Source organism: Pseudoxanthomonas sp. LARHCG66, assembly GCF_052871755.1.
The window spans coordinates 1,237,281-1,263,396 of sequence record NZ_JBIXJW010000001.1 but is presented as its reverse complement, the minus strand read 5'-3'; the positions used below and the strand labels follow the sequence as shown (position 1 = coordinate 1,263,396).

Annotated in this window: 15 protein-coding genes; 13 read left to right on the top strand and 2 right to left on the bottom strand. The window is 66.4% G+C overall.

The genetic code is table 11. The features are described 5' to 3' along the window. Positions 1-60: 60 nt before the first annotated feature. Positions 61-1,407 (top strand): pectate lyase family protein, encoded by a 1,347-nt coding sequence (locus ACIPRS_RS06025; RefSeq protein WP_446537867.1) that lies wholly within the window; start codon positions 61-63, stop codon positions 1,405-1,407. Between the two features lie 271 nt (positions 1,408-1,678). Here ACIPRS_RS06025 and ACIPRS_RS06020 read toward each other — a convergent pair whose 3' ends face one another. Both ACIPRS_RS06020 and ACIPRS_RS06015 read right to left on the bottom strand, forming a co-directional pair. Beyond that, on the bottom strand, positions 1,679-4,594 hold the full coding sequence (locus tag ACIPRS_RS06020) for a TonB-dependent receptor (RefSeq protein ID WP_446537866.1): 2,916 nt from the start codon (positions 4,592-4,594) through the stop codon (positions 1,679-1,681). 307 nt (positions 4,595-4,901) lie between these two features. Beyond that, on the bottom strand, positions 4,902-7,709 hold the full coding sequence (locus ACIPRS_RS06015; protein WP_446537865.1) for a TonB-dependent receptor: 2,808 nt from the start codon (positions 7,707-7,709) through the stop codon (positions 4,902-4,904). Between the two features lie 241 nt (positions 7,710-7,950). Here ACIPRS_RS06015 and ACIPRS_RS06010 point away from each other — a divergent pair, with 241 nt between their 5' ends. The 12 genes from ACIPRS_RS06010 (at position 7,951) to kdpA (ending at position 26,111) form a co-directional block, all read left to right on the top strand. Beyond that, complete coding sequence (locus ACIPRS_RS06010) at positions 7,951-8,967, top strand: sugar kinase (RefSeq protein WP_446537864.1); 1,017 nt, start codon at positions 7,951-7,953, stop codon at positions 8,965-8,967. Between the two features lie 133 nt (positions 8,968-9,100). Further along, positions 9,101-9,952, top strand: coding sequence for an HpcH/HpaI aldolase/citrate lyase family protein (locus ACIPRS_RS06005; RefSeq protein ID WP_446537863.1), 852 nt, complete (start codon positions 9,101-9,103; stop codon positions 9,950-9,952). Beyond that, positions 9,949-12,390, top strand: coding sequence for a sodium:solute symporter (locus tag ACIPRS_RS06000; RefSeq protein ID WP_446537862.1), 2,442 nt, complete (start codon positions 9,949-9,951; stop codon positions 12,388-12,390). The genes ACIPRS_RS06005 and ACIPRS_RS06000 overlap by 4 nt, the downstream gene beginning before the upstream one ends. Positions 12,391-12,463: 73 nt before the next feature. After that, a complete protein-coding gene (locus ACIPRS_RS05995; RefSeq protein WP_446537861.1) occupies positions 12,464-13,339 on the top strand; it encodes a LysR family transcriptional regulator in 876 nt (291 codons plus the stop codon). A 236-nt stretch (positions 13,340-13,575) separates the two neighbouring features. Then, entirely contained in the window at positions 13,576-15,819 is a 2,244-nt protein-coding gene (locus tag ACIPRS_RS05990; RefSeq protein ID WP_446537860.1) for a TonB-dependent receptor, read from the top strand. A gap of 2 nt (positions 15,820-15,821) precedes the next feature. Then, positions 15,822-17,129 carry a serine hydrolase domain-containing protein gene (locus ACIPRS_RS05985; protein ID WP_446537859.1) on the top strand — a complete coding sequence of 436 codons (1,308 nt, stop codon included), beginning with the start codon at positions 15,822-15,824 and terminating at the stop codon, positions 17,127-17,129. Next, positions 17,126-18,070 (top strand): ribokinase, encoded by a 945-nt coding sequence (locus ACIPRS_RS05980; protein WP_446537858.1) that lies wholly within the window; start codon positions 17,126-17,128, stop codon positions 18,068-18,070. Before ACIPRS_RS05985 ends, ACIPRS_RS05980 begins: the two co-directional genes overlap by 4 nt. A 12-nt stretch (positions 18,071-18,082) precedes the next feature. Next, complete coding sequence (locus ACIPRS_RS05975; protein ID WP_446537857.1) at positions 18,083-20,275, top strand: SUMF1/EgtB/PvdO family nonheme iron enzyme; 2,193 nt, start codon at positions 18,083-18,085, stop codon at positions 20,273-20,275. 8 nt (positions 20,276-20,283) lie between these two features. Further along, complete coding sequence (locus ACIPRS_RS05970; protein WP_446537856.1) at positions 20,284-22,137, top strand: glycoside hydrolase family 127 protein; 1,854 nt, start codon at positions 20,284-20,286, stop codon at positions 22,135-22,137. 121 nt (positions 22,138-22,258) lie between these two features. Then, on the top strand, positions 22,259-23,443 hold the full coding sequence (locus ACIPRS_RS05965; RefSeq protein WP_337730690.1) for a CaiB/BaiF CoA transferase family protein: 1,185 nt from the start codon (positions 22,259-22,261) through the stop codon (positions 23,441-23,443). A gap of 124 nt (positions 23,444-23,567) precedes the next feature. Continuing rightward, positions 23,568-24,287, top strand: a complete 720-nt coding sequence (locus tag ACIPRS_RS05960; RefSeq protein WP_446537855.1) for a TorF family putative porin — start codon at positions 23,568-23,570, stop codon at positions 24,285-24,287. Positions 24,288-24,407: 120 nt separating this feature from the next. Further along, entirely contained in the window at positions 24,408-26,111 is a 1,704-nt protein-coding gene (gene kdpA, locus ACIPRS_RS05955; protein ID WP_446537854.1) for a potassium-transporting ATPase subunit KdpA, read from the top strand. The last annotated feature ends 5 nt before the right edge of the window (positions 26,112-26,116 follow it).

The window sequence follows — 26,116 nt, the reverse complement described above, 5'->3', positions numbered from 1 at the left end:
CACTGCCGCAAAACCCATCCCGATGCCACGATGCGTCGATCCACTCCTGGGAGGGAGCCAATGCTTCATATCCGTTTTCCCGCGCGGGCCCGCGGACTGACCTGCGGCCTGGCCGCCCTGCTGATGGCGCTGGCGATGACGCCGGTCCTCGCCGCCGCCGCGCCCGTGCTTGCATTCCCCGGCGCGCAGGGCGCGGCCGCGCACACGCCCGGCGGGCGTGGCGGCAAGATCATCCGCGTCACCAGCCTGGCCGCCGACGGTCCCGGCTCGTTCAAGGAAGCGGTGACGGGCAAGGGCCCGCGCATCGTGGTGTTCGAGGTCGGTGGCGTGATCGACCTCGGCATGAAGGAGCTGCGCATCACCGAGCCGTTCCTGACCATCGCCGGCCAGACTGCACCGCACCCTGGCGTGACCATCATCAAGGGCGGCCTGACCATCGCCACCCACGATGTGGTCATCCGCCACATTCGCATCCGGCCCGGCGATGGCGGGTTGCCCAAGCGTTCGGGCGACATCGATGCCATCACCACCGTGCGCGGCGCGCATGACGTCGTCGTCGACCACTGCTCGCTTACCTGGGCGACGGATGAAAACCTCAGCGCATCCAGCACGCGCTTCCATGGCGAAAACGAAGCCGAGTGGATGGCCAACGCGTCGCGCCGCATCACCTACAGCAACAACATCGTCGGTGAGGGACTGGCGAATTCGATCCATGCCAAGGGCGAACATTCCAAGGGCTCGCTGATCCACGACCACGTCAACGAGGTCCTGATCGTCGGCAACCTGTATGCGCACAACTACGAGCGCAGCCCGCTGTTCAAGGGCGGCGCGCGCGGCCAGGTGATCAACAACCTGATCTACAACCCCGGCCAGCGCGCCATCCACTACAACCTGATCGCAGAGGAGTGGATGGGCCATCCGTACTCGCGTGGCGAGATGATCGTGCGCGGCAACGTCATGCGTGCGGGCCGGTCCACCGAGCCGCTGGCGTTCCTGATGATCGGCGGCTCCGGCGATCTCGACCTGTACGCGCAGGACAACCTCATCGTCGATCGCGTGGGCAACAAGAGCATCCAGGAGACCGGCAGCTACACGACCGCGCCGGTGAAGCTCAACCGCGTCAAGCAGGCGCCCGCGTTGCCCTTCGGCGTCACCCTCCGGGGCTCCGGTGAAGTCCAGGATGCCGTCATAGAGACTGCGGGCGCGACGCCATGGAACCGCGACCTGGTCGACCGCCGCATCGTCGCCGACGTCATCGAAGGCCGTGGTGAAATCATCGACAGCCAGGAGCAGGTGGGTGGCTACCCGCAGTACAAGGAAGCCCGCAAGCCGTTCATCGAAAGCGAATGGAATCTCGACGTGATGGAGCCCATCAGTGGTTACCCGAAGGGCGAACCGTTGCGCTGAGGCGCCGTGCCGCCGCTGTACCGCGCGCGCAAGGTGACGAAGACGACCCGCCGGAAGGCGGGTCTTCCATGTACACGGCTCGCCACGCCCGCCCGCCCGCCGGACCATGCGCGCCGGGCTTTCAAACTGTGGATTTCCTGTGCCTTCAAGCATCAACCGAACACCCGTCGGTCACGGGGCATCAGTGCCGCGGGGATCATGCCGGCGCCCGTGACGTTGCAGCAGCAGAAGGGAAGGCGGGCGCCCGTGCTGGCGCGCCCGCCCGCAGCGGTCAGAAGTTGAACCGCGCGCCGACGTAGTACTGGCGTCCCGTATGGTGGTACACGGAGGCGCGATCGCCGACCGAATCCACGTACTGGTCGTTGAACTCGTCTGTCAGGTTGATCCCCTCGAAGGTGAGGGTGAAGTGCTTGTCCCACTTGTACGACATGGAGAAGTCCACGCTGCGTGCACTGCGCTTTCCTTCCACGTCGTTGTTGTTCTGTCCCGGGACGCGCTGCAGATAGTCGTCGCGGAACGACGTGGAGATACGTGCGCTGAACTTGTTGTTGTCGTAGTAGAGCGTGGCGTTGTAGGACTTCGGCGACAGGTTGACCAGCTCATCGGCGATGTAGGTCACGGGGAAGCTGCCCGGCACCGCATAGTCGATATCCGATTTCACGTGCGTGTAGTTGAGCAGCACGCCGAAATGACGGAAACCACCCGGCAGGAACGAGAACGGCTGCTGGTAGTTCAGCTCGAAACCCTTCAGCGGACCGCCGGGAGTGTTGATGGGCGTGCGGACATCGAACGGCACGTCCCAGAACGTGGACGGCACCCATTCCAGCGGAAGGCCGGTGTCGCGGTAGGCAATGTTCTCGCGCAGTTCCTGGATGTAGGTCTCGATGTCCTTGTAGAACAGCGCCAGCGACAGCACCGAGTCTTCCGCGAAGTACCACTCCGCACTGAAATCATAGGTCTTGGCACGGAACGGATCGAGATACGGGTTGCCCACGCGGATGTTGGGCGACCCGGTGGTGGTGATGCCGGCACCGGGCGACAGGTTGCCCAGTTGCGGCCTTGCCATGACCTTGGCGGCACCGAAGCGCAGCACCAGGTCGTCGGTGACGTCCCATGCGAGGTTCAACGACGGCAGCCAGTCCTTGTAGTCGTTGCTGACCGTGACCGGGCTGCCGCCACCGACCGACGTATAGCCGCTGGCATCGACATCGGTGGTCGCGTAGCGGACGCCCACGTTGCCGCGCATCGGGCGGCCCGCCAGATCCGCGTTGAAATCCAGTTGCAGGTAGCCGCCCCAATCCTCTTCGCTGATGCTGCGGTTGTTGCCGCGCGCATTGCCGTTGGTGATGCTGCTCAAGGTGAAGTCGCCGCCGGGCACGCCGGTGTTGCAATTGCAGTAGATGTTGAAGAGGCTGGCGATCGCATCGAGGTCCGGGATCAGCCATGAGCCGGGCGCCCGCCCGTCCAGGCCGCGGCCGAAGCCGGTGACCAGCGAGGACAGGTCGCCGAGCGTCGTGCCGGTGGGCAGGGCGGGGACCGACGTTTCGCTGCTGCGGCGGAACTCCCACGTGTCCATGCCGAACTTCTTGTACGACATCCCCCCGCGCAGCGTGAATGTCTCGTTGATGACGAAATCCAGGTCCAGCTTGCCGGTGTCGAAGGTGTTGTCGACGCCCTGCGGGCGGATGCGGATCTCGGAGCCGGTGGTGTTCGCCGCCGGGCTGCTGATCCAGCGCCAGGACGACGGGCTGTTCACATCGAGGCTGCCGTAGGTGATCACCGGCAGGCGGCTGTTGCCGCGATAGTCCCAGCTGTAGCCGTCGAGGTTCTGGATGTCGAACGTCACCGTGGTCTGCACGGGATTCTTGAACTCCGACGTGGACGTGCCGACCATCGCGTTGAGCTTCAGGCGATCGGTGATGTCCTGCTCCAGGCTCAGGCTGTACTGGCTGAACTCCGTGGACAGCTCGTCGAAACGGGATTCCGAACGCACGTCGACATTGTCGAACACGCCGTAGACCAGGTTGCCGCGATCATCCACTTCAGCCTGGAGCACATGCGTCTCGTACTTGCCGCCCTGCGTGTTCGAGCGGCTGAAGGAGATCGTCTCCAGGAAATCCTCCTGGCGGGTCGCATCCAGCTTCGAGTACATCGCATCGAAACTCAGCAGCGTGCGGTCGCTGGGCTTGAACTGCAGCGCGGCGGTCACGCCCAACCGTTCCTGTTCGTGGGTCAGGCGGCCGTAGCGCGGCAGGCGCGGATGGAAGGTGGTGGTGGCCGATGCCAGGCGGTATGCATCGTTGTTGGCCTGGGTGTTGGCGGGGCGCGGATTGCCGGTGGAGCAGTTCAGCGCGGTGGTGCCGCGCCCGCCATTGTTGGCGTTGTTCTGCGGTGTGTAGCCGACCGGACTGCAGAAGCCGTTGGAGGAAGGACCGTTGTCCCAGCGCACCGCGCTGTAGCCTTCCTCCAGCAGGTTCCGCTCGCTGTAGGCCGCCGACAGCAACGCCCCGAACTTGCCGTCCGCCCAGGTATTGCTGATCAACGCGGAGAAGCGCGGATCCCATTGCTTCGACAGGTCGTTGTAGCCCATCTGGCTGGTCACCGTGCTGGTGAAGCCGTCGTAATCGAAAGGACGCGCCGCGCGCAGATCGACGGTGGCACCGAGCGAGCCTTCGTCGATCTGGGCCGATTGTGTCTTGCGCACCGTCAGCTTGCTGAAGAGCTCTGCGGCGAACACGTTGAAGTCGAAGCCACGTCCCCGGTTCGCACCGCCCGAGCTGTCCGTGCCGCCCGTCGTGGCCAGCGCTTCCAGTCCGTTGATGCGTACGCGGGTGAAGTCCTGTCCCAGGCCGCGGACGGTGATCGAGCGGCCTTCGCCGGCATCGCGATCGATCGCCACGCCAGGAATGCGCTGGAGCGCTTCGGCAAGATTGAGATCAGGAAACTTGCCGATGTCCTCCGCAACGACGGCGTCGATCTGTTCGGCGCTGTAGCGTTTCTCTTCCAGCGCCTTCTCGAGGCTTGCACGGAACGTGCCGACCACCTCGACGCGATCAAGATCCGTGGCGACGGGCGGCGTTGGTGAAGTCTCCTGCGATTGCGCGAAAGCCGGCGCGTGCAGTGCGACGGCGATCGAGAATGCGAGTACGGTAACCGGTGTCTTCCGATTCTTCAGATTGCGCTTCATGACATCCCCCTCCCAAGGGCGGCCAACCGTTTTTGTGTGTCAGCGAGCGCCGACGACGACGTGATTTCCCCAGTGGATCGTTCGCGATGCAGTCGTGATGACACCGCTGGTCAAAGACGCTATCAGAGTGTGCGGTGCAACAACAACTGATTGATTCGAAACAGAAAATGTCCCATGGACAGCGAGGCGCGATGTAATCGCTTTCCCGGCCGGGACGCTGGTCGCGGGAGATAAAAAAAGCCCGGCCGGGAGAGTCGGCCGGGCTTCGGGTGCACCTCCACCAGGGAGGTGCGGGACGGTCAACGCATCAGAACTTGTAGCGCAGGCCCAGAAGGTACTGACGGCCGGTCTCGCTGTAGTCCAGCGGCAGGGTGACGCTGGGGTTCGACACCCAGGATTCCTGCGGTTCGTCGGTGAGGTTGATGCCCTCCAGGCTCAACTCGAGCTTGTCGTTGATCTTCCAGCGCACCGAGGCATCGACCGTCGTGGTGCCGGTCTGGCCATGCACGCCGTCCAGGTTGAACCCTTGTTCCGCACCCGGTGCCTGGATGAGGTAGTCGTCGCGATTGGTGGCCGAGACACGGCCGGAGAAGCGCTCGCCTTCATAGAACAGCGTGGCGTTCCAGGCGGTCTTGGACAGGCCAAGCAGGTCAGTCTTCAGCACATTGGTGCCGCCGCTGTTGACGTACTGGATCTTCGAATCGACATACGTGTAGTTCAACTGCACGCCGAGGTTCGCCCACTTGCCTGGCAGGAAGGTGAACGGCTGGACGTAGTTCGCCTCGAAACCCGTCAGCTCACCACCCGGCGTATTGAGCGGAATGGTGAAGGTGAAGTCATCGGTGACCGAAGCGCCCGTGCCTTCCAGCAGGCTGGCCGGCAGTCCGCTTGACTCGTAGCTGCGGATCTCGCGCGTGGTCTGCACGAAGCTGTCGATGTCCTTGTAGAACAGGCCAACGCCGAGCATCGCGCCTTCGTTGAAGTACCACTCCAGGCCCAGATCGACGGTCTTGGCGCGGATGGGGTCGAGGTTGGGGTTACCACCCGACACCGTGCGCGCGCCACCGGCGACGGCAACGGTAACACCGGGCGTCAGTGAACCCAGGCCCGGTCGCGACATCACCTTGGCGGCGCCGAGGCGCAGCAGCAGGTCGGGGCTGAGTTCCGCCACAAGGTTCATCGACGGCAGGGTGTCGCTGTACTCGCGCGTTACGGTCGCCGCGACCGGCGTGCCACTGGTGGTGGCAATGCCGGTCGACGTCTGCTTGGTCCGTACATAGCGCACGCCGACGTTGCCCGACAGCGGGATCGGGCCGAGGTCCGTGGAGAACTCGCCCATCAGGTAGACGCCGCGGTCTTCCTCTTCCACGCTGCGCGTGTTGACCGCGCGCTCGGTCACCGCGAAGGTGCCGCTGTTGCTGTAGATGTCGAACAGGTCGGCCACGGCCTGGTAATCGGGGATGACCCAGGTGCCCGGCGACCCGCTCACGCCACTCAGACGGGCCAGTTCGGTCAGGTCGGCCGGCACGATGCGTGTTCCACCCGTGAAGGTCGGTACCGAAAGCTCGTTGCCGCGACGCAGTTCACGCGTATCGAACGAGTAGTCCTTCGCCTGCACGCCGCCCTTCAGGCGGAAGCCCGGGCTTATGTTCCAGTTGAAATCAAGCTGTGCATTGTCGAACTTGTTGGTCACATACTGCGGGCGGATGCGGATCTCGGCCAGCGTCCAGCCATTGGGGTCCGTCGGGTCGATGCCGTAGTTCAGCACCGGCTTGTACCAGTCGCCGCGGTAGTCGTAGCTGTAGTTGTCGACGTTGTACTTGTCCATGATGATCGTCGTCTGGATCGGATTCTCATGCTCCGACTTGGACGTGCCGATCTTGCCGCTGATCTTGAAGTTGTCGGTGAACTCGTGCTCACCCTCGAAGTTCAGCTGGGTGTAGACCGTGTTCCATTCGTCGTGACGGCTCTCCGAGCGGATATCCACATCGTCGAAGAGGCCATAGACAAGGGCGCCGTCCTGGATCACGCCATCGCGCACGATCGTATGCGGCTTGCCCGACAAGGGATTGGTCGTCGGATTCGGATTGGCGACGTTGCGACTGAATGAAATCGCCTCGATGTACTTCTCGTCCCGGGTAGCATCGATCTTCGAATAAAGCGCATCCAGCGCGAACTGGGTGCGGTCGCTGGGCTTGAACTGGAACGACGCGGTCACGCCGGTGCGCTTCTGGTCGTGTTCCATCAGCGTGTAACGCGGGAAGCGCGGATGGTAGACGTCGGCGGCGCGCGCTGCCGCGAACGGCGACGTTGCGCTGAATCCGCCATTGCTGGGGCCGTTCGCCCAACGTCCGCTGCCGCTACCTTCTTCCAGCAACTGGCGTTCGGAATAGGCGACGGACAGAAGGGCGCCGAACGTGCCATCGGCCCAGGTGTTGGCGATCAGCGCGGCCACGCGTGGATCGGTTTCGCTGGCCATGTCGTTGTGGCTGAGCTGGCCGCTGGCGACGAAGGTAAAGCCGTCGTAATCGAACGGGCGTGCCGTGCGCAGGTCGACGGTGGCGCCCAGCGAGCCTTCTTCCACGTCAGCCTGCGCGGTCTTGCGCACGATCAGCTGCGAGAACAGATCCGACGCGAACACGTTGAAGTCGAAGCCACGGCCACGGTTGGAGCCACCTGACTGGTCGGTGGCGCCCACCGTGGTCAGCGCTTCCATGCCGTTGATGCGCACGCGGGTAAAGTCAGGGCCCAGGCCACGCACCGAGATGTTGCGGCCTTCGCCGGCATCACGCGTGATCACCACGCCCGGGATGCGTTGCAGGGATTCGGCCAGGTTGAGGTCCGGGAACTTGCCGATGTCCTCGGCCACGATGGCATCGACCACGCCGGCTTCGCCGCGCTTGATGTCGAGCGCCTTTTCCACGCTGGCGCGGTAGCCGGTGACACTGACGGTATCCAGGGTGGAGACATCAGCCTGCGCCGGCGCGGCCTCACTCGATTCAGTGGATTGCGCTGCTTCCTGGGCGTGTGCGGCTGCACTCATCTGCAGCGCCAGGCCGATCGAGACAGCAAGCAAGGTAACCGGTGTCTTCCGGCTGTTGTGACTGACTGGCATGTTCTCCCCTCCTCAAGGGACCATGGCCGCGTGTAGCGACTGTTTTGATCGAAAATAAAGCGGTTTATTCCCTTACAGATCCTGCCAGCTGGTAAAATGACACCGCTGGTCAAAACGAACGCTAACAGAGTGTGCGCTGCAACAACAACTGGCGACTGACCCGGATTATCTTGTCCCGAGGACAAGCCGGAACTGGCTGTCGATGAGGTGACACGTGTCGTCGCAACGGGAGGAAAGGGTGATGGGGAAGATCGTCTGTTTCGGAGAATTGCTGTTGCGGCTGGGCGCGCCGGGTCGTCAGGTATTGCTGCAATCGCCTGTGCTCGACGTGCACGTCGGTGGCGCGGAGGCGAACGTGGCCGTGTCGCTGGCGAGATTCGGCCATGACGCGGCGATGGTGGGGCTGGTCGCCGACAATGCGCTCGGCGAAGCCGCACTGGGTGAGCTGCGCAGGCACCGCGTCGATACCTCCGCCGTGCAGCAGGCACCGGGCCGGATGGGCCTGTACTTCCTGACCTCCGGCGCCATCCATCGGCCGAGCGAGGTGCTCTATGACAGGGCCGACTCGGCGTTCGCGCGCGTCGGCGGTGGCCGGCACGACTGGACGACACTGCTTGATGGTGCAGACTGGCTGCATGTGTCGGGCGTGACACCGGCCCTCGGCCAGCAGGCCGCCGATGGCGTCCTCGAGGCAGTGAAGGCAGCACGTGCGGCGGGCGTGAGGGTCTCGTTCGACGGCAACTTCAGGCCGAAGCTGTGGGAAGCGTGGGGCGGTGATGCGCCGACGATCCTGCGTGGACTGATGGCCGAAGCGGACATCCTGTTCGCCAGCCATCGCGACCTGCAGGTCGTGCTGGGCCTGGATTTCCCGCAGGCGACGCCGCAGGAACGCTTCGCGGCCGGCGCCGCCGCCGCGTTCAAGGCGTTCCCTCATCTTGGCCAGATGGCCGCGACGGTTCGCGTCCAGCGCAGTGTCGACCACCACGCGCTGTCGGCCATCACCGCGTTGCGCGATGGCGCGTTGCATACCACGCCGGCCTACGAGGTCTCGCCGATCGTGGATCGCATCGGGACCGGCGATGCATTCGCTGCCGGCGTGCTCCATGGCGGTCTGGCCGGCATGACCAGCGCCGATGCGTTGCATTTCGGCGTGGCGGCGGCCTGCCTGAAACACTCGTTGCCGGGCGACTTCAATCTTGTGGGCGCCGCCGATGTACAGGCGTTCCTTGGCGAGAACAGTCTCGACGTGAAGCGTTGAGTGTCTGACAGCACCAGGGGATGTTGCGTTGCGACATTCCCGGACGCAGGAAAATCTATCGTTTGAAGATGCTGGCGCGGGCTTTGCCTCTCGCCTGTTTCCCGCAGACTGCGCGCCATGATGAGCGCTGTCCATGCGTAGCAAACTGTTCGTCCCGGGAAGCCGTCCCGCCCTGTTCGCCAAGGCGTTGGCGAGCGATGCCGACATGCTGTCGCTCGACCTCGAAGACGCGGTGGCCGAGGCCGACAAGCAGGCAGCGCGTGCGCAGGTCGCGGCGCTGCTCAGCGGTGCGCCGCATCGCGCGGCGGGCAAGCAGATGGTGGTCCGCGTGAATGCGTGGAGCACGGCGGCGTGGGAAGCCGACCTGCGCGCGATCCTGCCGCTGGACATCGATCTGCTCAATCTTCCGAAAATCGAGTCGGCGGAGCAGCTCAGGCAGGCGGTCGCCGAGATCGAAGCGATCGAGGTGCGCCTGCCTTCGCGCAGGGCGGTCGGGCTGCTGGTCAATATCGAGACGCCTCGCGCGCTCCGGCATGCGGTCGCCATCGCGAAGGCGCATCCGCGCGTGCGCGGCCTGCAGCTGGGGCTGGGCGATCTGTTCGAGCCCCACGGCATCCGCCGCGATGACCTGCGCAACGTGCACGCCACCCAGTACGCGCTGCGCTTCGCCGCCGCAGAGGCGGGCGTGTTCGCCTACGACGCCGCTTTCCCGGGATTGGACGACGAGGCAGGCTTCCGTGCCGAGGCGGAGTCCGCGCGGGCGCTTGGCTATCTGGGCAAGAGTTGCGTGCATCCGCGCCAGGTGGCGTGGGCCAACGCCGTATTCGCCCCGTCCGAAGGCGAAATCGAAGCAGCCCAACGCACGGTCGACGCCGCGGAGCGCTCGGGCGAAGGCGCCTTCGCCGTCGACGGTCGCATGGTCGATGCGCCCTTCCTGGCGCGCGCGCGCGCGGTCCTTGCCCTCGCCGAAAGGGGGCGGGCGTGACGCGCGCCACCGGTGCCTGCGTGGCTGCGCTGCTGCGTCGCATGGGCAGGCTCGTGGTTCTGCTCCCGCTGTTCCTCCTCAGCACCGCGCTGTTGCCAGCGCAGGCGGAAAGCCTGGCCGGCGTGAATCAGTCTTCGGTGCCGGCACCGCCGGTCGAGGTGCGCGCGCTGCATACGGTGGGGCCGCATCTTGTCGCATTCGCGGATGCCGGCGCGTGGCAGTGGGTACCTGCGGAAAAGCAGTGGCGCGCCGTGGCGTTGCCGTCGAATGCCGATGCCGATGGCTGGAAGAACGCGGCCATCGGGCGGCTTTACCACGTACGCCCGTCGCCGGATGAGTCCGGCGCGATCGCGATCGCGGAGGCGACCCTTGTGGACGGTCGGCTGGCATTGCGTGATCTACCGCAGTTCCCGCTTCCGTTGGCAAGGCTGCGCGTGGCGGAAGGCGCCGGTGTGCTGCATGTCGTGGGGCAGGACGAACTGGGCGTCAATCACGTGCTCCGGCGAAGGCTGGACGCTGCAGCGGGCACGGACTGGCAATCCATGCCGGCCTGGGGCGGCGCCGGTGCCGCGGACACACTGGTCGCGCAGCGCGGTGAACTGGTCGTCACCATTGCCGACGAGAGCGGTGACGCCTTGTGGCGGTGGTCGCCGGACCACGGTTGGCAGGCATTGCCGCCCGTGCCCGGCCGGGTGCTGGCAGCGGATGGCGCGCGCGCGGTTGGGCAGGCGCACGTGCTGTATCTGCTGCAGACCGATGCAGCCGGTATCCGGACACCGCGCCTTGCCACCTTCCACACGGTCACGCGCGCGTGGGCGGATCTGCCTGCGCTGGCCGACACGATGCCTGCGCCGGTCACCGCGTGGGGCGCAGGCTTCGCCGGTGCGGACGAATCGGCAGGCGCGATCCGGATGGTGGAGGTCACTGCGCGCAGCCACCTGCTGAAGTGGCTGGACTGGCTGGTGATCGTGGTCTATCTGGCGGCGATGGTCGGCATCGGCATGTATTTCTACCTGCAGGAGAAACGTGCCTCCACCGCGGATTTCTTCGTGGGCGGCCGCAGCATTCCGTTCTGGGCGGCGGGGGTGAGCCTGTACGCCACCAACACCAGTTCGATCAGCTTCATCGCCATTCCGGCCAAGGCATTCGAGACGAACTGGCAGTACCTCACCAACAACCTTATCGCCGTGCTGGGCCTGATGTTCGTCGCGGTCTGGATCGTGCCGCTGCTGCGCCGGCTGGACCTGATGTCGGTGTTCTCCTATCTGGAGAAGCGCTTCCACCCCGCCATCCGCATGCTGGCCAGCGCGCTCTGCATCGCCATGCAGATCGGCAGCCGCATGAGCGTGATCCTGTTCCTGCCGGCGCTGGCCATCGCGACCATCACCGGCGTGGACGTGGTGTGGAGCATCCTGATCATGGGGGTGTTCACCATCCTGTACACCACGCTGGGCGGCATGAAGGCGGTCATCTGGACCGACTTCGTGCAGGTTTTCGTGATGTTCGGCGGCGCGATCTTCGCCATCGGCTTCATCATCTACCACCTCAATGGAGGCGTGCCTGAGCTCCTGCACGTCGCCATGGCGGAAGACAAGACGCGCCTGTTCGATTTCAGCTTCGACCTCACCAAGGCCACCGTCTGGGGCTTCATCTTCCTCGTCCTGTTCGACGTGGTGCTGACCTTCCCCAAGGACCAGGTGCTGATGCAGCGCGTACTGTCCACCAAGTCGGACAAGGAAGCGGGGCGTTCCATCTGGACTTTCGCGGCGATCATGGTGCCCGGCGGGTTCTTCTTCTACGCCATCGGCACGGCACTGTACGTCTACTACCAGTCGCACCCGGAGCGGATGAATCCATTGCTCCCCCTCGATGCCACTTTCCCCTTGTTCATCGCCGCCGAGCTCCCGATGGGCGTGACCGGCCTGATCATCGCCGGCATCTTCGCCGCCGCGATGTCCACGTTGTCCAGCATCATCAACAGCGTCTCGACCCTGGCATCGGTCGACTTCTACGAGAAGCTGGCGAAGCATCCCACGCCCAAGAAGAGCGTCCTGTTCGCGGAAGTCATGGGCGTGCTGGTCGGGCTTGCCGGCATCGGCATTGCGCTGGTGCTCTCGCGCTACGACATCCATTCGCTGTTCGACGTGTCCATCGAACTGGCCGGCTTGCTGGGCGGCGGGTTCGCGGGCGCGTACACGCTTGGCATGTTCACCCGTCGGGCGAACGCGCAAGGCGTGGCGATCGGCATCGGCGGCAGCATCGCGCTGACGCTGGTGGTGTGGTCGATGGACCTGGTGCATCCCTATTTCTATCTCGGCATCTCGATCCTGCTCTGCATCGTCATCGGCTATGCCGCCAGCTGGCTGTTCCCCCCGCCGGCGCAGTCGCTGAGCGGACTGACCATCCATCGCCAGGATGCGGTAGGCGCGACGCGCTGATGGCGCATGGGCCATATGTCCCATCGTCGTGCGGTCTGCCCTCGTGTAGCCTGAGGGCGACAAGGGGAGGCGCGTGGACACCCAGTTCCTGAATACGTTCGTGGTGGTGGCCGACCGCGGCTCGATGGCCGCGGCGGCACGCGTGCTCAACATCACGCCGGCGGCCGTGGCGCAGCAGATCCGCACCCTCGAACGCGAACTCGGCGCGCCGCTCATCGCGCGTGCCGGCCGTACCGTCAGCCTGACCGAAGAGGGTTCGCGCATCCTGCAGCGGGCGCGCGACCTGCTGCGTGACGTGGCCGACATGCGCGGCGTCGCCAACGACAGCGAAGTCTCCGGCGAATTGCGCCTGGGCGCGTGCCCCACCGCGCTCGCGGGGATGTTGCCGGACATCCTGGCGCGGATGGTCGACAAGTTCCCGCAGATCAACGTCTACATCCGCCCCGGCTATTCGGCCGAGCTGTACCGCGCGGTGGAAACCGGCGAACTCGATGCGGCGCTGGTGCTGCAGGCGCCGTACAACCTGCCCAAGACCTGTGATTGGCAGCTGTTGCGCGAAGAGCCGCTGGTGATGATCGCGCCTGCGCGCATGGCCGGCCGGGATCCGCACGACCTGCTGCGCGAGGAACCGTTGATCCGCTACGACCGCAACCAGTGGGGTGGGCGGGTCGCCGACGACTACCTGCGCCGCGCAGGCATCGTGCCGCGCGAGCGCTTCGAACTGAACGGCCTGAATGCCATCGCCGTGATGGTGGACCGCGGCCTGGGCGTATCGCTGGTGCCGGACTGGGCACGTCCGTGGCCCGAGGGCCTGGACCTGCTTCGCATCCCCTTGCCGCTTGCCAGCGAACCCCGACGGATCGGCATGGTGTGGTCGCGTTCCACGGTGCGTATCCGCCTGGTCACCGTGCTGCTGCAGGAGAGCCGCGTCGCCACCGGGCAGGCCTGATCGCCGTGCGATGTTGCAGTGCACGCTACAAAAACTAGCCTGTGAACATATCCGCGGACGATTCTTCCGTGACGGCCGTCCACCTAGGCTTTGAGCATCGTCGGGTTCAAGCGTCTGGGAGGAACGCTGGGCACGCCGGCCGTCCCTTGCGGCCTTTCTTGCACGCACATCCCTGTCACGGAACGGTCGCCTGCTGTGCCGCCGTGCCGTCCACCGAAGCATTCCGAGAACTGACCATGAAACAGGTACCCGCCGCGTTCGGCGTTTTCCTGCTGGCTGCCGCCGTCAGCGCCAGCGTCCAGGCCCAACAGAACACCCCGCTGCCGCAGGACGCAGCAGCCGAAGAAGAACGGGCGAAGGATGCCGTCGACCTGGACCAGGTGATCGTGACGGGTGTGCGTACACCGAAGGCCGTGGACAAGATTCCGGGCGCCATCACCCTGGTATCGCGCGAAGAGATCCAGCACACCCTGCTGGTGACCGAGGATGCCACCGCCGTGCTCGCGCGCACGGTTCCCGGATACGCGGAATCGTCGCAGGCGATGAGCAATACCGGCGAGACGCTGCGTGGCCGCATCGCGCTGCGCCTGTTCGATGGCGTGCCGCAGGGTTCGCCGCTGCGCGAGGGTGGACGCAACGCGACGTTCACCGACATGGGCATGGTCGGCCGCATCGAGGTCATCAACGGGCCGTCGGCGTCCGAAGGCATCGGCGCCGCTGGCGGCATCATCAACTACCTCTCCAAGGTGCCGGAGAAGGAAGGCCACGAGACCACGGTGGTGTCGCGATATTCCAGCCAGTTCGGCGACGACAGCGCCGGCTGGAAGCTGGGCGTCAACCACGCCTACAAGCAGGACAACGTGGATTTCCTGGGCGGCGCATCGGTCATCGACCGCGGCATTTCGTACGACGGCAATGGTCGCCGCATCGGCATGAACACCAGCGGTTCGGTGTCCGATTCCGAGGCAAAGAACCTGTTCCTGAAGGGGGGCATCAACTTCGGCGAAAGCGGCGAGCAGCGCCTGCAGGCGACCCTGAGCCACTTCAAGATCGAGGGTAAGGGCAACTACGTCCAGGTTGAGGGTTGCCGCTATGTCGACGAAGACTGCCCGGTGCCGGTCACCAATACGTCCGAACGCGGACAGATCTTCGGCCAGAAGGCCGAGTTCAACGACTTCAAGCAGTACGCATTGAAGTACACGCATGGCAACTTCCTCGGCGGCACGCTGGGCGTGGATGCCTACTACGCCGACCAGGCGATGCGCTACCTGCCAGAGAACGGCGACGACAAGCAGCTCGTGAAGGTGGACGACGACTTCGACGAAGCCGACCGCATCTTCGACCAGTCCGAGATCGTCACCGAGAAGAAGGGTTTCCGCATCGGCTGGACGCGTCCGGAACTGTTCAACGTATCCGGGCTGGAACTGCGGACCGGCATCGATCTGGTGAAGGACACCGCGGAGCAGCGCCTTGCGCTGACCAACCGCCTGTGGGTGCCGCCGATGGAATACGAAAGCAAGGCGCCGTACGCACAGTTGACCTGGGACATCGGGCCGGTGACGTTGAGTGGCGGCTACCGTCGCGAAGACGGCGACCTGCACGTGGACAGCTACACCACCACCGCCTACCGCAACAGCGTGGACGTGCAGGGCGGCGGCGTGCAGTACAAGGAGAACCTGGTCAACTACGGCGCGATCTGGCGCATCACCGACGAGTGGTCGGTGTTCGGCTCGTATGGCGAGGGGTTTGGCCTGCCGAACATCGGCATTCCGCTGCGCAACATCAGCGTGCCGGGACAGTCGGTTGACCGTATCGCGGACATCGCGGCCATCGTGGTGGAAAACACGGAGTTCGGCGTCAACTGGCGCGGGCAGCACGGCTCGTTCAGCGCGTCGCACTATGACTCGGAGACGCCGTTCGGCACATCGCTCGCCATCGATCCCAACAACAACGATTTCATCCTCACCCGTGCCCCCACCCGCATCAAAGGCATCGAGGTAAGTGGCGACTGGCGTTTCAACGAGCAATGGAAGGTCAGTGCGCTGTACTCGCGGATCCGCGGCAAGACCGCGTTCTGGGCCGCAGCGCCAAACGGCGACTACGGTGCCGGCGGGTTGAACAAGCCGATGGGCGTGCTGGACATCAATCCGGACAAGATCTCGGCGTCGGTGACATGGAATTTCCTGCCCAACGGAAACGTGACGCTGGGCGCGACGCGACTGGCGGACCGTCATCTTTCGGGAAGCGACGTTCGGGATTTCGACGGGCGGGAATTCGAGTATGAAGAGAACACCTACGGCTACACCCTGTTCGACCTGGGTGTGAACTACGAGACCGAACGCTTCGGCAAGTTCTCGCTCGGCATCGAAAACCTGACCGACAAGCAGTACATCCTCAGCTGGTCGCAGCTGGAGGGCTTCCAGAACTACTGGGCGGGCCGTGGCAGGATGGTGTCCATCACCCACACCATCACGTTCTGATCTTGGATCCTTCGCTGTCCCCACGGCAGATGCTGGCCAACCGTGTCGCCTCCGCGCCACCTGCACAGGCAGGTGGCCGTCGGCGACCGTCGTGGTGGGGTCTTGTGCTGCTCACGCTGCCGTGGTTCGCCGCGGCGCAGCCGGCGGCATCCCTGGATCGCCTGGACGAATACCTCCAACGGACGACGGACCAAGCGGGATACCTTGGCGTGGTGGCCGACGTCTGGCAGGAGGATGCGCGGGTCTATCACCGGGCCATGGGCGAGGCCGACCTGCAAGGCACGCCCCTGCGCGAAGATGCGATCTTCCGCATCTATTCCATGACCAAGCCGATCACCTCGGTGGCGGCGTTGATGCTGGTGGAGGAGGGCAGGTTGCGGCTGGATGATCCGGTCGCGCGCTATCTGCCCGGGTTCGCCGGGTTGCAGCGCGTGGCTGGCGGCGGCGAGGCGGAGCCGCAGCTCATGGCGGTGCATCGTCCCCTGACCGTGCGCCATCTGTTGACCCACACGGCGGGCTTCGCCACTGGCGGCGACGATATCCGGGTGGCGTCGGCATTGCTTCAGCAGCAGGCGCCGGAAGACGCGGAAGATCTGGCGGACTACGCACGCCGTGTCGCACGCGCGCCGTTGGCCGATGAACCCGGTACCCGGTTCCGGTACGACGGCGTCAACAGCGAGGTACTGGCGCGGGTCGTAGAGGTGGCCAGTGGGACGCCGTTCGATGTGTTCCTGCAGTCGCGGATCTTCGCGCCCCTCGGCATGCGCGACACCGGCTTCCAGGTGCCGGCATCGCAGCGCGGGCGGATCATGGCGCTGACCACGCGCAACGCCGAGGGCCATCGCGTGCTGGCGGATACGCCTTCCGCGCGTGAGCCGGGCATTCCGCTGCGTGCCTACCGCAGCGGCGCGGGCGGCCTGTACTCGACGGCCGCCGATTACCTGCGTTTTGCGCGCATGCTCGCCAACGGCGGGGAACTGGATGGCATCCGCCTGCTCCAGCCATCGACCGTCGACCAGATGATGCAGGACCAGCTCGTGCGTTTCGATCCGCCGGTCGCCTACCCGGAGGCGGGCGAAGGTTTTGGCCTGGGCGGCTACGTGGTCACCGATACCGCGAAGACAACGCGACCTGGCTCGCAGGGGCAGTTCGGCTGGTCCGGCGCTGCGTCCACGTGGTTCACCATCGACCGTAGCCGCAAGCTGGTGATCGTGCTCATGTCGCAGCACCTGCCGACGGACGGCGCCCCCGCGTTGCCGAAGATCGCGGCGCCGTTCTACCGGCAGGTCTATTCAACGGTGTCGCCATGAAGGCGCCGGTACTGGTGGCCGGTTCGGCCAACCTGGATTTCGTTGTCCGCGCGCCGCATGTGCCCGCGCCGGGCGAAACCGTGCTCGGTCGCGACTTCGCCACCTTCCCCGGCGGCAAGGGCGCCAATCAGGCCGTGGCCTGCGCGCGCGCGGGTGGCGTGGCGACGCGCATGCTGCTGGCGCTGGGCGATGATCCCTACGCCACGGTGCTGGAAGCCGCACTGGTGGATGCCGGCGTGGCGACGCACATCGTCCGCGCGCCCGATGTCGCCAGCGGCACCGCTTTCATCTGCCTGTCCGACGACGCGGAAAATGCGATCACCGTGGCGCCGGGCGCAAATGCTGCCCTGCGCCCGCACCACCTGCCTTCCCTATTCGGTGTCACCCACCTGCTGCTCCAACTTGAAACGCCACTGGATGCCGTGGCGAGCTTCGCACACGTGGCACACGCCGCCGGCGTGCACGTGCTGCTGAACGCCGCGCCCGCCACCGCGCTTCCGCCCTTGTTGCTGCAGGACGTCGACCTGCTGGTGGTCAACGAAGGCGAACTTGCCGCGCTCGCCGGTCCCGGCACGCTGGTCGCGCAGATGTCGCGCCTCCCGGTGCCGTGCGTGGTCGCCACACTGGGCGCCCGCGGCTGTGTCGCGAGGCGCGGGGGCGAACTGTTCCTGCAGCCGGCGTTCCGCATCGATGCCGTGGATACCACGGCTGCGGGCGATACGTTCTGCGGTGCGCTCGCCGCCCGGCTGGCGCAGCATGCACCGCTTGCGGACGCGTTACGCTTCGCCAGTGCGGCATCGGCCCTGGCATGCACGCGCCTGGGTGCGCAGGCCAGCATCCCGGCGCGCGACGAGGTCGATGCATGGCTGGCCGCGCAGGTCGAAGCGCCCGACCACAAGGCTGCCCTCGCTGCTTACTGCGGTATCACCGGTTCCGATTGAAAGACCCATTCCATGAATTCCCCCACGCCCCCCGATCCCTCCGACACACCGGACGCCACCGACGCGCTGCCATCGCCGGTGAAGACCGAATACAAGTTCTCCCACGTCACCACCCAGCGCTACCTGCCCACGCCGGGCAAGGCGCCGGGCTGGCCGTTCGCCGACATCGGCCAGTGGAAGATCGATGCCAACGCCTCGGCCGACGACTGGGTCGCGGAACTGAAGGACTGGCGTCGCGAGCACCTGACCCGCATCGGCTACGACGACGCCAACTACCGCCGGCCGGAACTGCAATGGGCGCAGCGCAACTTCGTGCATGCGCAGGTGATGGTCGAGGACCGGTACCTCTACGATCCCGTCGCCGGCCGATATACGGTCGATCGCTACCTCGATGACCTGGACGCGCGCTACGGCGGCCTCGACAGCGTGCTGCTGTGGTGCGTGTACCCCAATATCGGCGTGGACGACCGCAACCAGTTCGATTTCGCCCGCAGCCTGCCGGGTGGGCTGGAGGCGCTGCGGGGTGCCATCGAGGACTTCCACCGTCGCGGCGTGCGCGTGTTCCTCACCACCATGCCGTGGGACAACGGCACCCGCGACGAAGGCGAACCGGACTGGCAGGCCATCGCGAAGATCGTCAAGGCGGTGGGTGCGGACGGCATCAATGGCGACACCTACAACGGTGTGCCGCGTGCGTTCTTCGACGCCTGCGATGCGCTGGGCCATCCGGTGGTGGTGCAGCCGGAATCCACGATCAGCGCCGAGGAGCACCTGATCTGGAACGTGCAGAGCTGGGGCAAGAAGGCGCCGAACGAAGTCGTGCCGCCGATAGCGAAGTTCAAGTGGCTGGAACCGCGCCACATGATCAACTACGAGAACCGCTGGGGCCGCGACCGCAACCACGACCTGCAGTACATCTTCTTCAATGGCGTGGGCTACAACGCGTGGGAAAATGTCTGGGGCCTGTGGAACCAGCTGACCCCGCGCGATGCCGAATCGCTGCGCCGCATCGCCATCCTCTACCGCCGTTTCGCGCCGCTGCTGGTCAGCCTGGACTGGCGCCCGTACGAGCGCACGCTGCAGGCCGGCATCTTCGCCAGCCGCTTCCCGGGCGAGGGCCGCACGTTGTGGACCCTGGTCAACCGCCACGAATATCCGATTGAAGGCGAACAGCTCGCCGTGCCGCATGTGGACGGCACGCGTTATTTCGACCTGTGGAACGGTACCGCGCTGTCGCCACGCATCATCGACGGCCAGGCGATCCTGGAGACGACGCTGGAAGGCCGGGGTTTCGGCGCGCTGCTGGCGCTGCGCGATGGCGTGCAGGAAGAAGGCCTCGACACGTTCCTGGCCCGGATGGCCGAACGCGCCGCTACGCCGCTGGCATCGCTGTCCGCGCAGTGGACCGCGTTGCCGCAGGTGCTGCAGCCAATCGCGCCGACCGCACCGCAGGCCGCGGCGCCGGACGGCATGGTGACGATCCCGTCCGGCGAGTTCCTGTTCGCCGTGCAGGGTATCGAGATCGAAGGGCAGATGTGGGAAGGCGTGGACGTGCAGTTTCCGTGGGAGCCGACCGCGCGCAGGCACCACCGCCGCCGCATGCAGATGAAGGCTTTCCACATCGACCGCCACCCGGTGACCAACGCGCAGTACAAAGCCTTCATGGACGCGACCGGCTACGCGCCGCAGGACGCGCAGCACTTCCTGCGCGACTGGCGCGAGGGTGCGCCGCAGCCCGGGTGGGAGAACAAGCCTGTCACCTGGGTGTCGCTGGAGGATGCGCGCGCCTATGCCGCCTGGGCGGGCAAGCGTCTGCCGCATGGGTGGGAATGGCAGTACGCCGCGCAGGGCACGGATGGTCGGCTGTATCCATGGGGCGATGCGTGGCGCGACGACACGGCGCCGCCGGTGTTCCGCGGCCGCACGTTGCCGCCGCCGGCCGATGTAGGTAGGTACCCCGCCGGGGCCAGCCCGTTCGGTGTGCAGGACCTGGTGGGGCACATCTGGCAATGGACGGACGAGTTCCACGACGAGCACACCCGCGCGGCCATCGTGCGCGGTGGCAGCGACTACGAGCCGCGCACGTCGCACTGGTACTTCCCGCAGGCCAAGCGGCTGGACCAGCACGGAAAGCTCCTGCTGATGGCACCGGGCAAGGACCGCTCCGGCCGCATCGGCTTCCGTTGCCTGGTGGACGCAGGATGACCGCGACAATGCCCGACGAGGGGCTGCAGCTGCCGTCACCCGCGCAGGTCACGCTGGGCGGCGTGCTTGGCGCGGCGCTGGACGCGAACCGCGCCGGGCGCCTCCACCATTTCATCGTGGATGAGCACAGTCCCGCGATCGCCCTGTTCGCGCCGCAGCATGTCGACCACAACGAAGAGGGCGACTGGTACGGCGAACACGCCGGCAAATGGCTGGTCGCCGCCGCGCGTGCCGCCGCGCGCGACGGTGATGCCGGCCTGCAGGCGAACGTGCGCCGTGTCGCCGATTACCTGGTCTCGCGGCAGCAGCCCGACGGCTACCTGGGCAACTACGCGCCTGCGCGCCGTTTCATGCACCCGCAGCCCCCGAAGCCGCTGACGTGGGATGGCGCGCCCGCGCTGCGCACCTGGGACATCTGGACGCACAGCTACCTGATCCTCGGCCTGCTGGAAGTGCATCGCCACTTCCCGGACGCGGCCTACCTGGAGGCCGCACGCCGGATCGGCGACCTGTGCTGGCAGGTGCTGACGGAAGGCGGCATCGACATCACCACGCTGGGCAACCATCACGGCATGTCGGCGACCGTGTTGATGGATCCGGCGATGGAGCTGTACTTCGCCACGGGCGAAGCGCGCTACCTGCAGCTGGCCGAACACGTGCTGGCGCAGGCCGACGCCCACGCACCGCTGGCGCTGCTGACGCGCGCGCTGGCCGGTGCGGATGCGGCGGAGATCGCCACCGGCAAGGCCTATCAGCTGGCCTGGAACCTGGTCGGACTGGCCAAGCTGGCGCGCGCCACGGGCGAGGCGCGCTATCACGAGGCCGTGGATCGCGTGTGGCAAAGCATCCGCGAGCGCCATCTCACCCTCGGCGGTGGCCCGTGGGGGGGCGTGGCGCATCGCTCGCGCGAAGTGTTCAATGCGCCCGGCAGCTTCAGCCCCAACGCGTATGTGGAAACCTGTTCGCTGCTGGCCTGGATCCAGCTCAACCGCGAGCTGCTGCGCCTGACCGGCGAAGCGCGCTACGCAGAGGAAATCGAGCGCACGGCCTACAACGATCTGCTCGGTGCCCACGCGCCCAATGGCGAGGACTGGTGCTACTACTCGTTCCCGAATGGCCGTCGCGTGCACACCACGTATTGGCGCTGCTGCAAGTCCAGCGGCGCGATGGCGCTGGAGGAGCTGCCCTCCATCGCGTACACGCAGGCCGGCAACGCCGTGGCCATCAATGTGTACGGACCCGGGGAAGCACGCCTGGTGCATCCCCGCGCGGGTGCATTGCGGTTGCGCCAGCACACCACGTACCCGTTCGACGGTACCGTGTCGCTGCAGGTCGAGCCGGAGCACGACGCCAGCTTCGAAGTACGCCTGCGCGTGCCCTCATGGGCGCACGGTGCCACCGTCAGCGTGAATGGCGAGGCGGTGGGCGCGGACGTGGTGCCCGGCACCTTCGCCCGCGTGACGCGACGCTGGAGCGCGGGCGATCTGCTGACCATCGTGTTCCCGCTACGGCCCGTCCTGCACCACCACGCGCTGCGCAATGTGCAGGAGTCGCGCGCGCCCGACGGCGGCGACGTCAGGCAGCAGGTGCTGGACCTGCGCTACGTCGGCCTGACCCGCGGCCCCCTGGTCTACGCCACCGAACTGATCGATGGCTTCAAGACCGAAGAAACCATCCGGCTGCCGGATGGCCCGCAGGACGATTGGCTGCAGGTGCTGCCCGTCAGCGACGGCGAAGAAGGCGCGGGCATCGCCATGCAACTGGGCTATCGCGCGCCCCTGCTGTTCTGGCCGTACTACCGCGCGGGTGGCCGCGTGGATGGCGCCTGGCGCCTCACCTGGCTGTCGTTGCCGCCGGCATGAAGGCATCGGCGCTCGCAAGAATTTGTGGCAGAAGAAAGTACGGCGGCTGGCTGTATCCGGTCCGCCGCGTGGCACAGACTTGCCATCGCCGTCGTGGCGGCGGCTGAAGGAGGCTTCTCCCATGGACAACGCGTCTCCCTTCCGTTCGCGCCTGCGCCAGGGCGCTGCGGGCCCGCTCAGCGGCGTGAAGGTGCTCGATCTGAGCGCCTATATCGCCGGCCCCTACGGCTGCACGCTGCTGGCCGACCAGGGCGCGGACGTCATCAAGGTCGAGCCGCCGGACGGCGACAACCTTCGCCAGTATCCGTCCACGCTGGAAAAGGAGAGCCGCGCGTTCCTCGGGGTGAACCGCAGCAAGCAGGGCGTGGTGCTGGACCTGAAGCAGCCGGCCGACCACGCCGCGCTGCTGCGGCTGGTGCGCGAGGCCGACGTGCTGGTGCACAACTTCCGCCCCAGCGTGCCGAAGCGTCTCGGCATCGACTTCGACAGCCTGTCGGTGATCAATCCGCGCCTGATCTACTGCGCCGTCACCGGCTATGGCGAGCATGGGCCGATGAAGGACAAGGCCGGCTACGACCAGGTGCTGCAGACCATGACCGGCATGTGCACGCTGCAGGGCAAGCGCGGCGGTGCCCCCGAGATCATCTACGGCTCGGTGGTGGACTACTACGCGGCGGCGCTGCTCGCGGCCGGCGTCTCGTCGGCGCTGTATGAGCGTGAACGCAGCGGGCTTGGCCAGTTCGTCGGCGTGTCGCTGCTGCGCAGTGCGTTGACCATGCAATCCGCGCGCATGATCTGGGCCGAAGGCGAGGCGCTGGACATCGGCCGCGACATGCGGTCGGGCGGCGTCACCGGCATCCATCCCGCGCGTGAGGGCTACCTGTACCTGTCCGCGAACACGCAGCGCTTCTGGAAGGCGCTGTGCCGGCTGACCGGGCTGGATGCGCTGGCAGACGATCCGCGCTACGACACCGTGCGCAAGCGAGCCCAGCACGCCGCCGACATCGTGCCGCGCCTGCACGAGGCGCTGCGCAACCGCGATGCGCTGGAATGGGAGGCGCACTTCGGCGACGAAGTGCCCTGTGCGGCGGCGCGGCGGGTGGAGGACATGTTCGAGCATCCGCAGGTGCTGGCCGAGGACATGGTGGCGGAGATCGCGCATCCGGTGATCGGCAGCTATCGCGGCGTCACCCGCCCGATCGCGTTCGGCCGCACCGTGGGGCCCGATCCGTTCGCAGCGCCCACCTTCGACCAGGATGCGGATCATGTGCTCGGCCGCAGCGGCAGGACGCGCGCGTCGGGCTGACCGCGGTTGGCCGGAGAGGTTTACGCAGACTTTACGGCGCAGCGAACAGCGTAAATAGCGCCTTTACGCGCGCGGAGAACAGACTGTCCGGGTCGGCGGACCACCCTCCGCCTGGAACCCGGACATGTCACCCGCACTCCCCCGTACCGGCAGGCGAACGCCTGCCTTGCGCGCCGCCGCAGCGCTCTCCCTCGCACTCGTCATCACCGCGCCGGCATACGCCGCCACCGGCGGCGGCTCGGCAGCGCTGACCACCGACTACGTGTGGCGCGGCACCACCCAGACACAAGGCGATCCTGCGGTGCAGGCCGGCTTCAAGGCGTCGGCCGACAACGGCCTCTACGGCGCCGTGTGGGGCTCGAACGTCGAGTTCGCGCCGGAGACCCGGGCCAGCAGTGAACTCGATGTCACCCTCGGCTGGAGCGGCAACGTCGCCGAAGACTGGGCGCTCGATGTCAACCTGACCCACTACCGCTATCCGTCCACCACCGTCGACCTCAACTGGACCGAGGCGATCGGCACGCTGACCTGGAAGCAGAACTACTGGGCGCAGCTGGGCTACTCCACAGAGGCGCTGGCCACCGACGAAGCCGGCATCTATGCACAGGTCGGCGCGAAGTTGCCGTTGAACGAGCAGGTCCGCCTGGAAGCCGCCGCCGGTTACTACTGGCTGGACGACGCCTACGACGACAGTTACGCGCATGCGCAGCTCGGCGCGGTGTGGGCATTCAAAGCGCCGTTCGAACTGCGCGTGACGGCGCACGCCACCGACAGCAGCGCCAGGGACCTGTTTCCGGGTCTGGCCGGCTCGCGCGTCGAAGCGGCGCTGCAAGCCGCGTTCTGACCGCCGCCATGGCCACCGACTTCCTCCACCTGATGTTGGCGCTCGCGGGCGTGCTCGCCGGCGCCGGCCTCCTGTTCCTGCTGATCACGCGGTGTGCGCGCATGCCGATGGACGATACCCATGACTGAATTCCTCCTTGTCTTCGCGCTTGCGATCGCACTGGGCTGGCCGCTGGGCCGGTACCTGGCCGCGGTGATGCGCGGTGCGCCGATGCGCGGCGATGCGCTGTTCGGCTGGATCGAGCGTCCGCTGTACCGGCTGCTCGGCATTGATCCGGCGCAGGGCATGGACTGGAAGGCCTATGCGAAGGCTTTCCTGCTGAGCAACCTGGTGCTGGGCCTGCTGGCCTGGCTCGTCTTCATGACCCAGGCCTGGCTGCCGCTCAATCCCAACGACGCCCCGAACATGCGCTGGGACCTGGCGCTGCACACGATGGTGTCGTTCCTCACCAACACCAACCAGCAGCACTACGCCGGCCAGGCGCAGCTCTCGCACCTGGCGCAGATGACCGGCATCGTCGGGTTGCAGGTGGTCACGCCGATGATGGGCCTGGCGCTGGTCGTGGCGACGTTGCGCGGTTTCTTCGGTGGGCGAGGGAAGAACACGACGGAGGCGCAGGGCAACGGTGGCGCCGATGTCGGCAACTACTGGGCCGATGTTATCCGCCCGGCCGTGCGCGTGATGCTGCCGCTGTGCCTGCTGTGGTCGGTGCTGCTGACCTGGCAGGGCGTGCCGTCCACGCTGCAGGGCGGTCCGGTGGCGACGCCCGTCGATGCCGCCGCGCAGATGGGCGAGCAGAAGATCGCGGTCGGCCCGGTCGCGCCGATGGTTGCGGCCAAGCAGCTCGGCACGAATGGGGGCGGCTGGTACGGCCCCAACAGCGCCGTGCCGCTGGAGAACCCCACGCCGCTCTCCAATCTGCTGGAAACGCTGGCCATCATCCTCATCCCGGTCAGCATCGCCTTCATGGTGGGCAGTTTCACCGGGCGCAGGAAGTTCACCGCGCTGGTGTTCGGCACCATGCTGACGATGTCGCTGGTCTCGGCCGGCGCGGCGTTGTGGTCCGAAAGCCTGTCCGGCACGTCCACCGACATCGCCGTGATGGAAGGCAAGGAGGTGCGCTTCGGCGCGGCGCCGTCCGCACTGTGGGCGGCCGTCACCACGCAGACGTCGAACGGCTCCGTCAATGCGATGCACGACTCGCTGGCGCCACTCACCGGTTTGGTGACGCTCGGCAACATGCTGGTGAACAGCATCTGGGGCGGCATCGGCTGCGGCCTGCAGCAGTTCCTCGTCTACCTGCTGCTCAGCGTGTTCCTGGCCGGACTGATGACAGGCCGCACGCCGGAACTGTTCGGCCGCAAGATCGAAGCACATGAAGTGAAGCTGCTGGCCGTGCTGGTGCTGCTACAGCCGCTGGTGCTGCTGGGCCTGACCGCCCTCACCCTCGCGGTGCCGGCGATCACCGGCACTTCCAATCCGTCGTTCCACGGCATCAGCCAGGTGTTCTACGAGTACACGTCCGCCTTCGCCAACAACGGGTCGGGCTTCGAAGGCCTGGGTGATGCCACGTACTGGTGGAACCTGAGCGCGTCGCTGGTACTCGCGCTGGGCCGCTACCCCGCGCTGATCCTGCCGCTGGCCATCGCCGCCTCGCTCGCGCGCAAGCGCGCCGCACCCGAAGGCCCCGGCACGCTGCAGATCGAAACCCCCACCTTCGCGCTCACCCTGATCGCCGTGGTCGTCATCCTGACCCTGCTGCAGTTCATGCCCGTGCTGGTCCTCGGCCCGATCGCCGACCACCTGGCCCTGGGCGCGCTCTGAGAACA

Bases quoted from the DNA above. Each gene is read 5' to 3' on its own strand.
- ACIPRS_RS06025 (WP_446537867.1), top strand. From the start codon at position 61: ATGCTTCATATCCGTTTTCCCGCGCGGGCCCGCGGACTGACCTGCGGC.
- ACIPRS_RS06020 (WP_446537866.1), bottom strand. From the start codon at position 4,594: ATGAAGCGCAATCTGAAGAATCGGAAGACACCGGTTACCGTACTCGCA.
- ACIPRS_RS06015 (WP_446537865.1), bottom strand. From the start codon at position 7,709: ATGCCAGTCAGTCACAACAGCCGGAAGACACCGGTTACCTTGCTTGCT.
- ACIPRS_RS06010 (WP_446537864.1), top strand. From the start codon at position 7,951: ATGGGGAAGATCGTCTGTTTCGGAGAATTGCTGTTGCGGCTGGGCGCG.
- ACIPRS_RS06005 (WP_446537863.1), top strand. From the start codon at position 9,101: ATGCGTAGCAAACTGTTCGTCCCGGGAAGCCGTCCCGCCCTGTTCGCC.
- ACIPRS_RS05990 (WP_446537860.1), top strand. From the start codon at position 13,576: ATGAAACAGGTACCCGCCGCGTTCGGCGTTTTCCTGCTGGCTGCCGCC.
- ACIPRS_RS05980 (WP_446537858.1), top strand. From the start codon at position 17,126: ATGAAGGCGCCGGTACTGGTGGCCGGTTCGGCCAACCTGGATTTCGTT.
- ACIPRS_RS05975 (WP_446537857.1), top strand. From the start codon at position 18,083: ATGAATTCCCCCACGCCCCCCGATCCCTCCGACACACCGGACGCCACC.
- ACIPRS_RS05970 (WP_446537856.1), top strand. From the start codon at position 20,284: ATGCCCGACGAGGGGCTGCAGCTGCCGTCACCCGCGCAGGTCACGCTG.
- ACIPRS_RS05965 (WP_337730690.1), top strand. From the start codon at position 22,259: ATGGACAACGCGTCTCCCTTCCGTTCGCGCCTGCGCCAGGGCGCTGCG.
- ACIPRS_RS05960 (WP_446537855.1), top strand. From the start codon at position 23,568: ATGTCACCCGCACTCCCCCGTACCGGCAGGCGAACGCCTGCCTTGCGC.
- kdpA (WP_446537854.1), top strand. From the start codon at position 24,408: ATGACTGAATTCCTCCTTGTCTTCGCGCTTGCGATCGCACTGGGCTGG.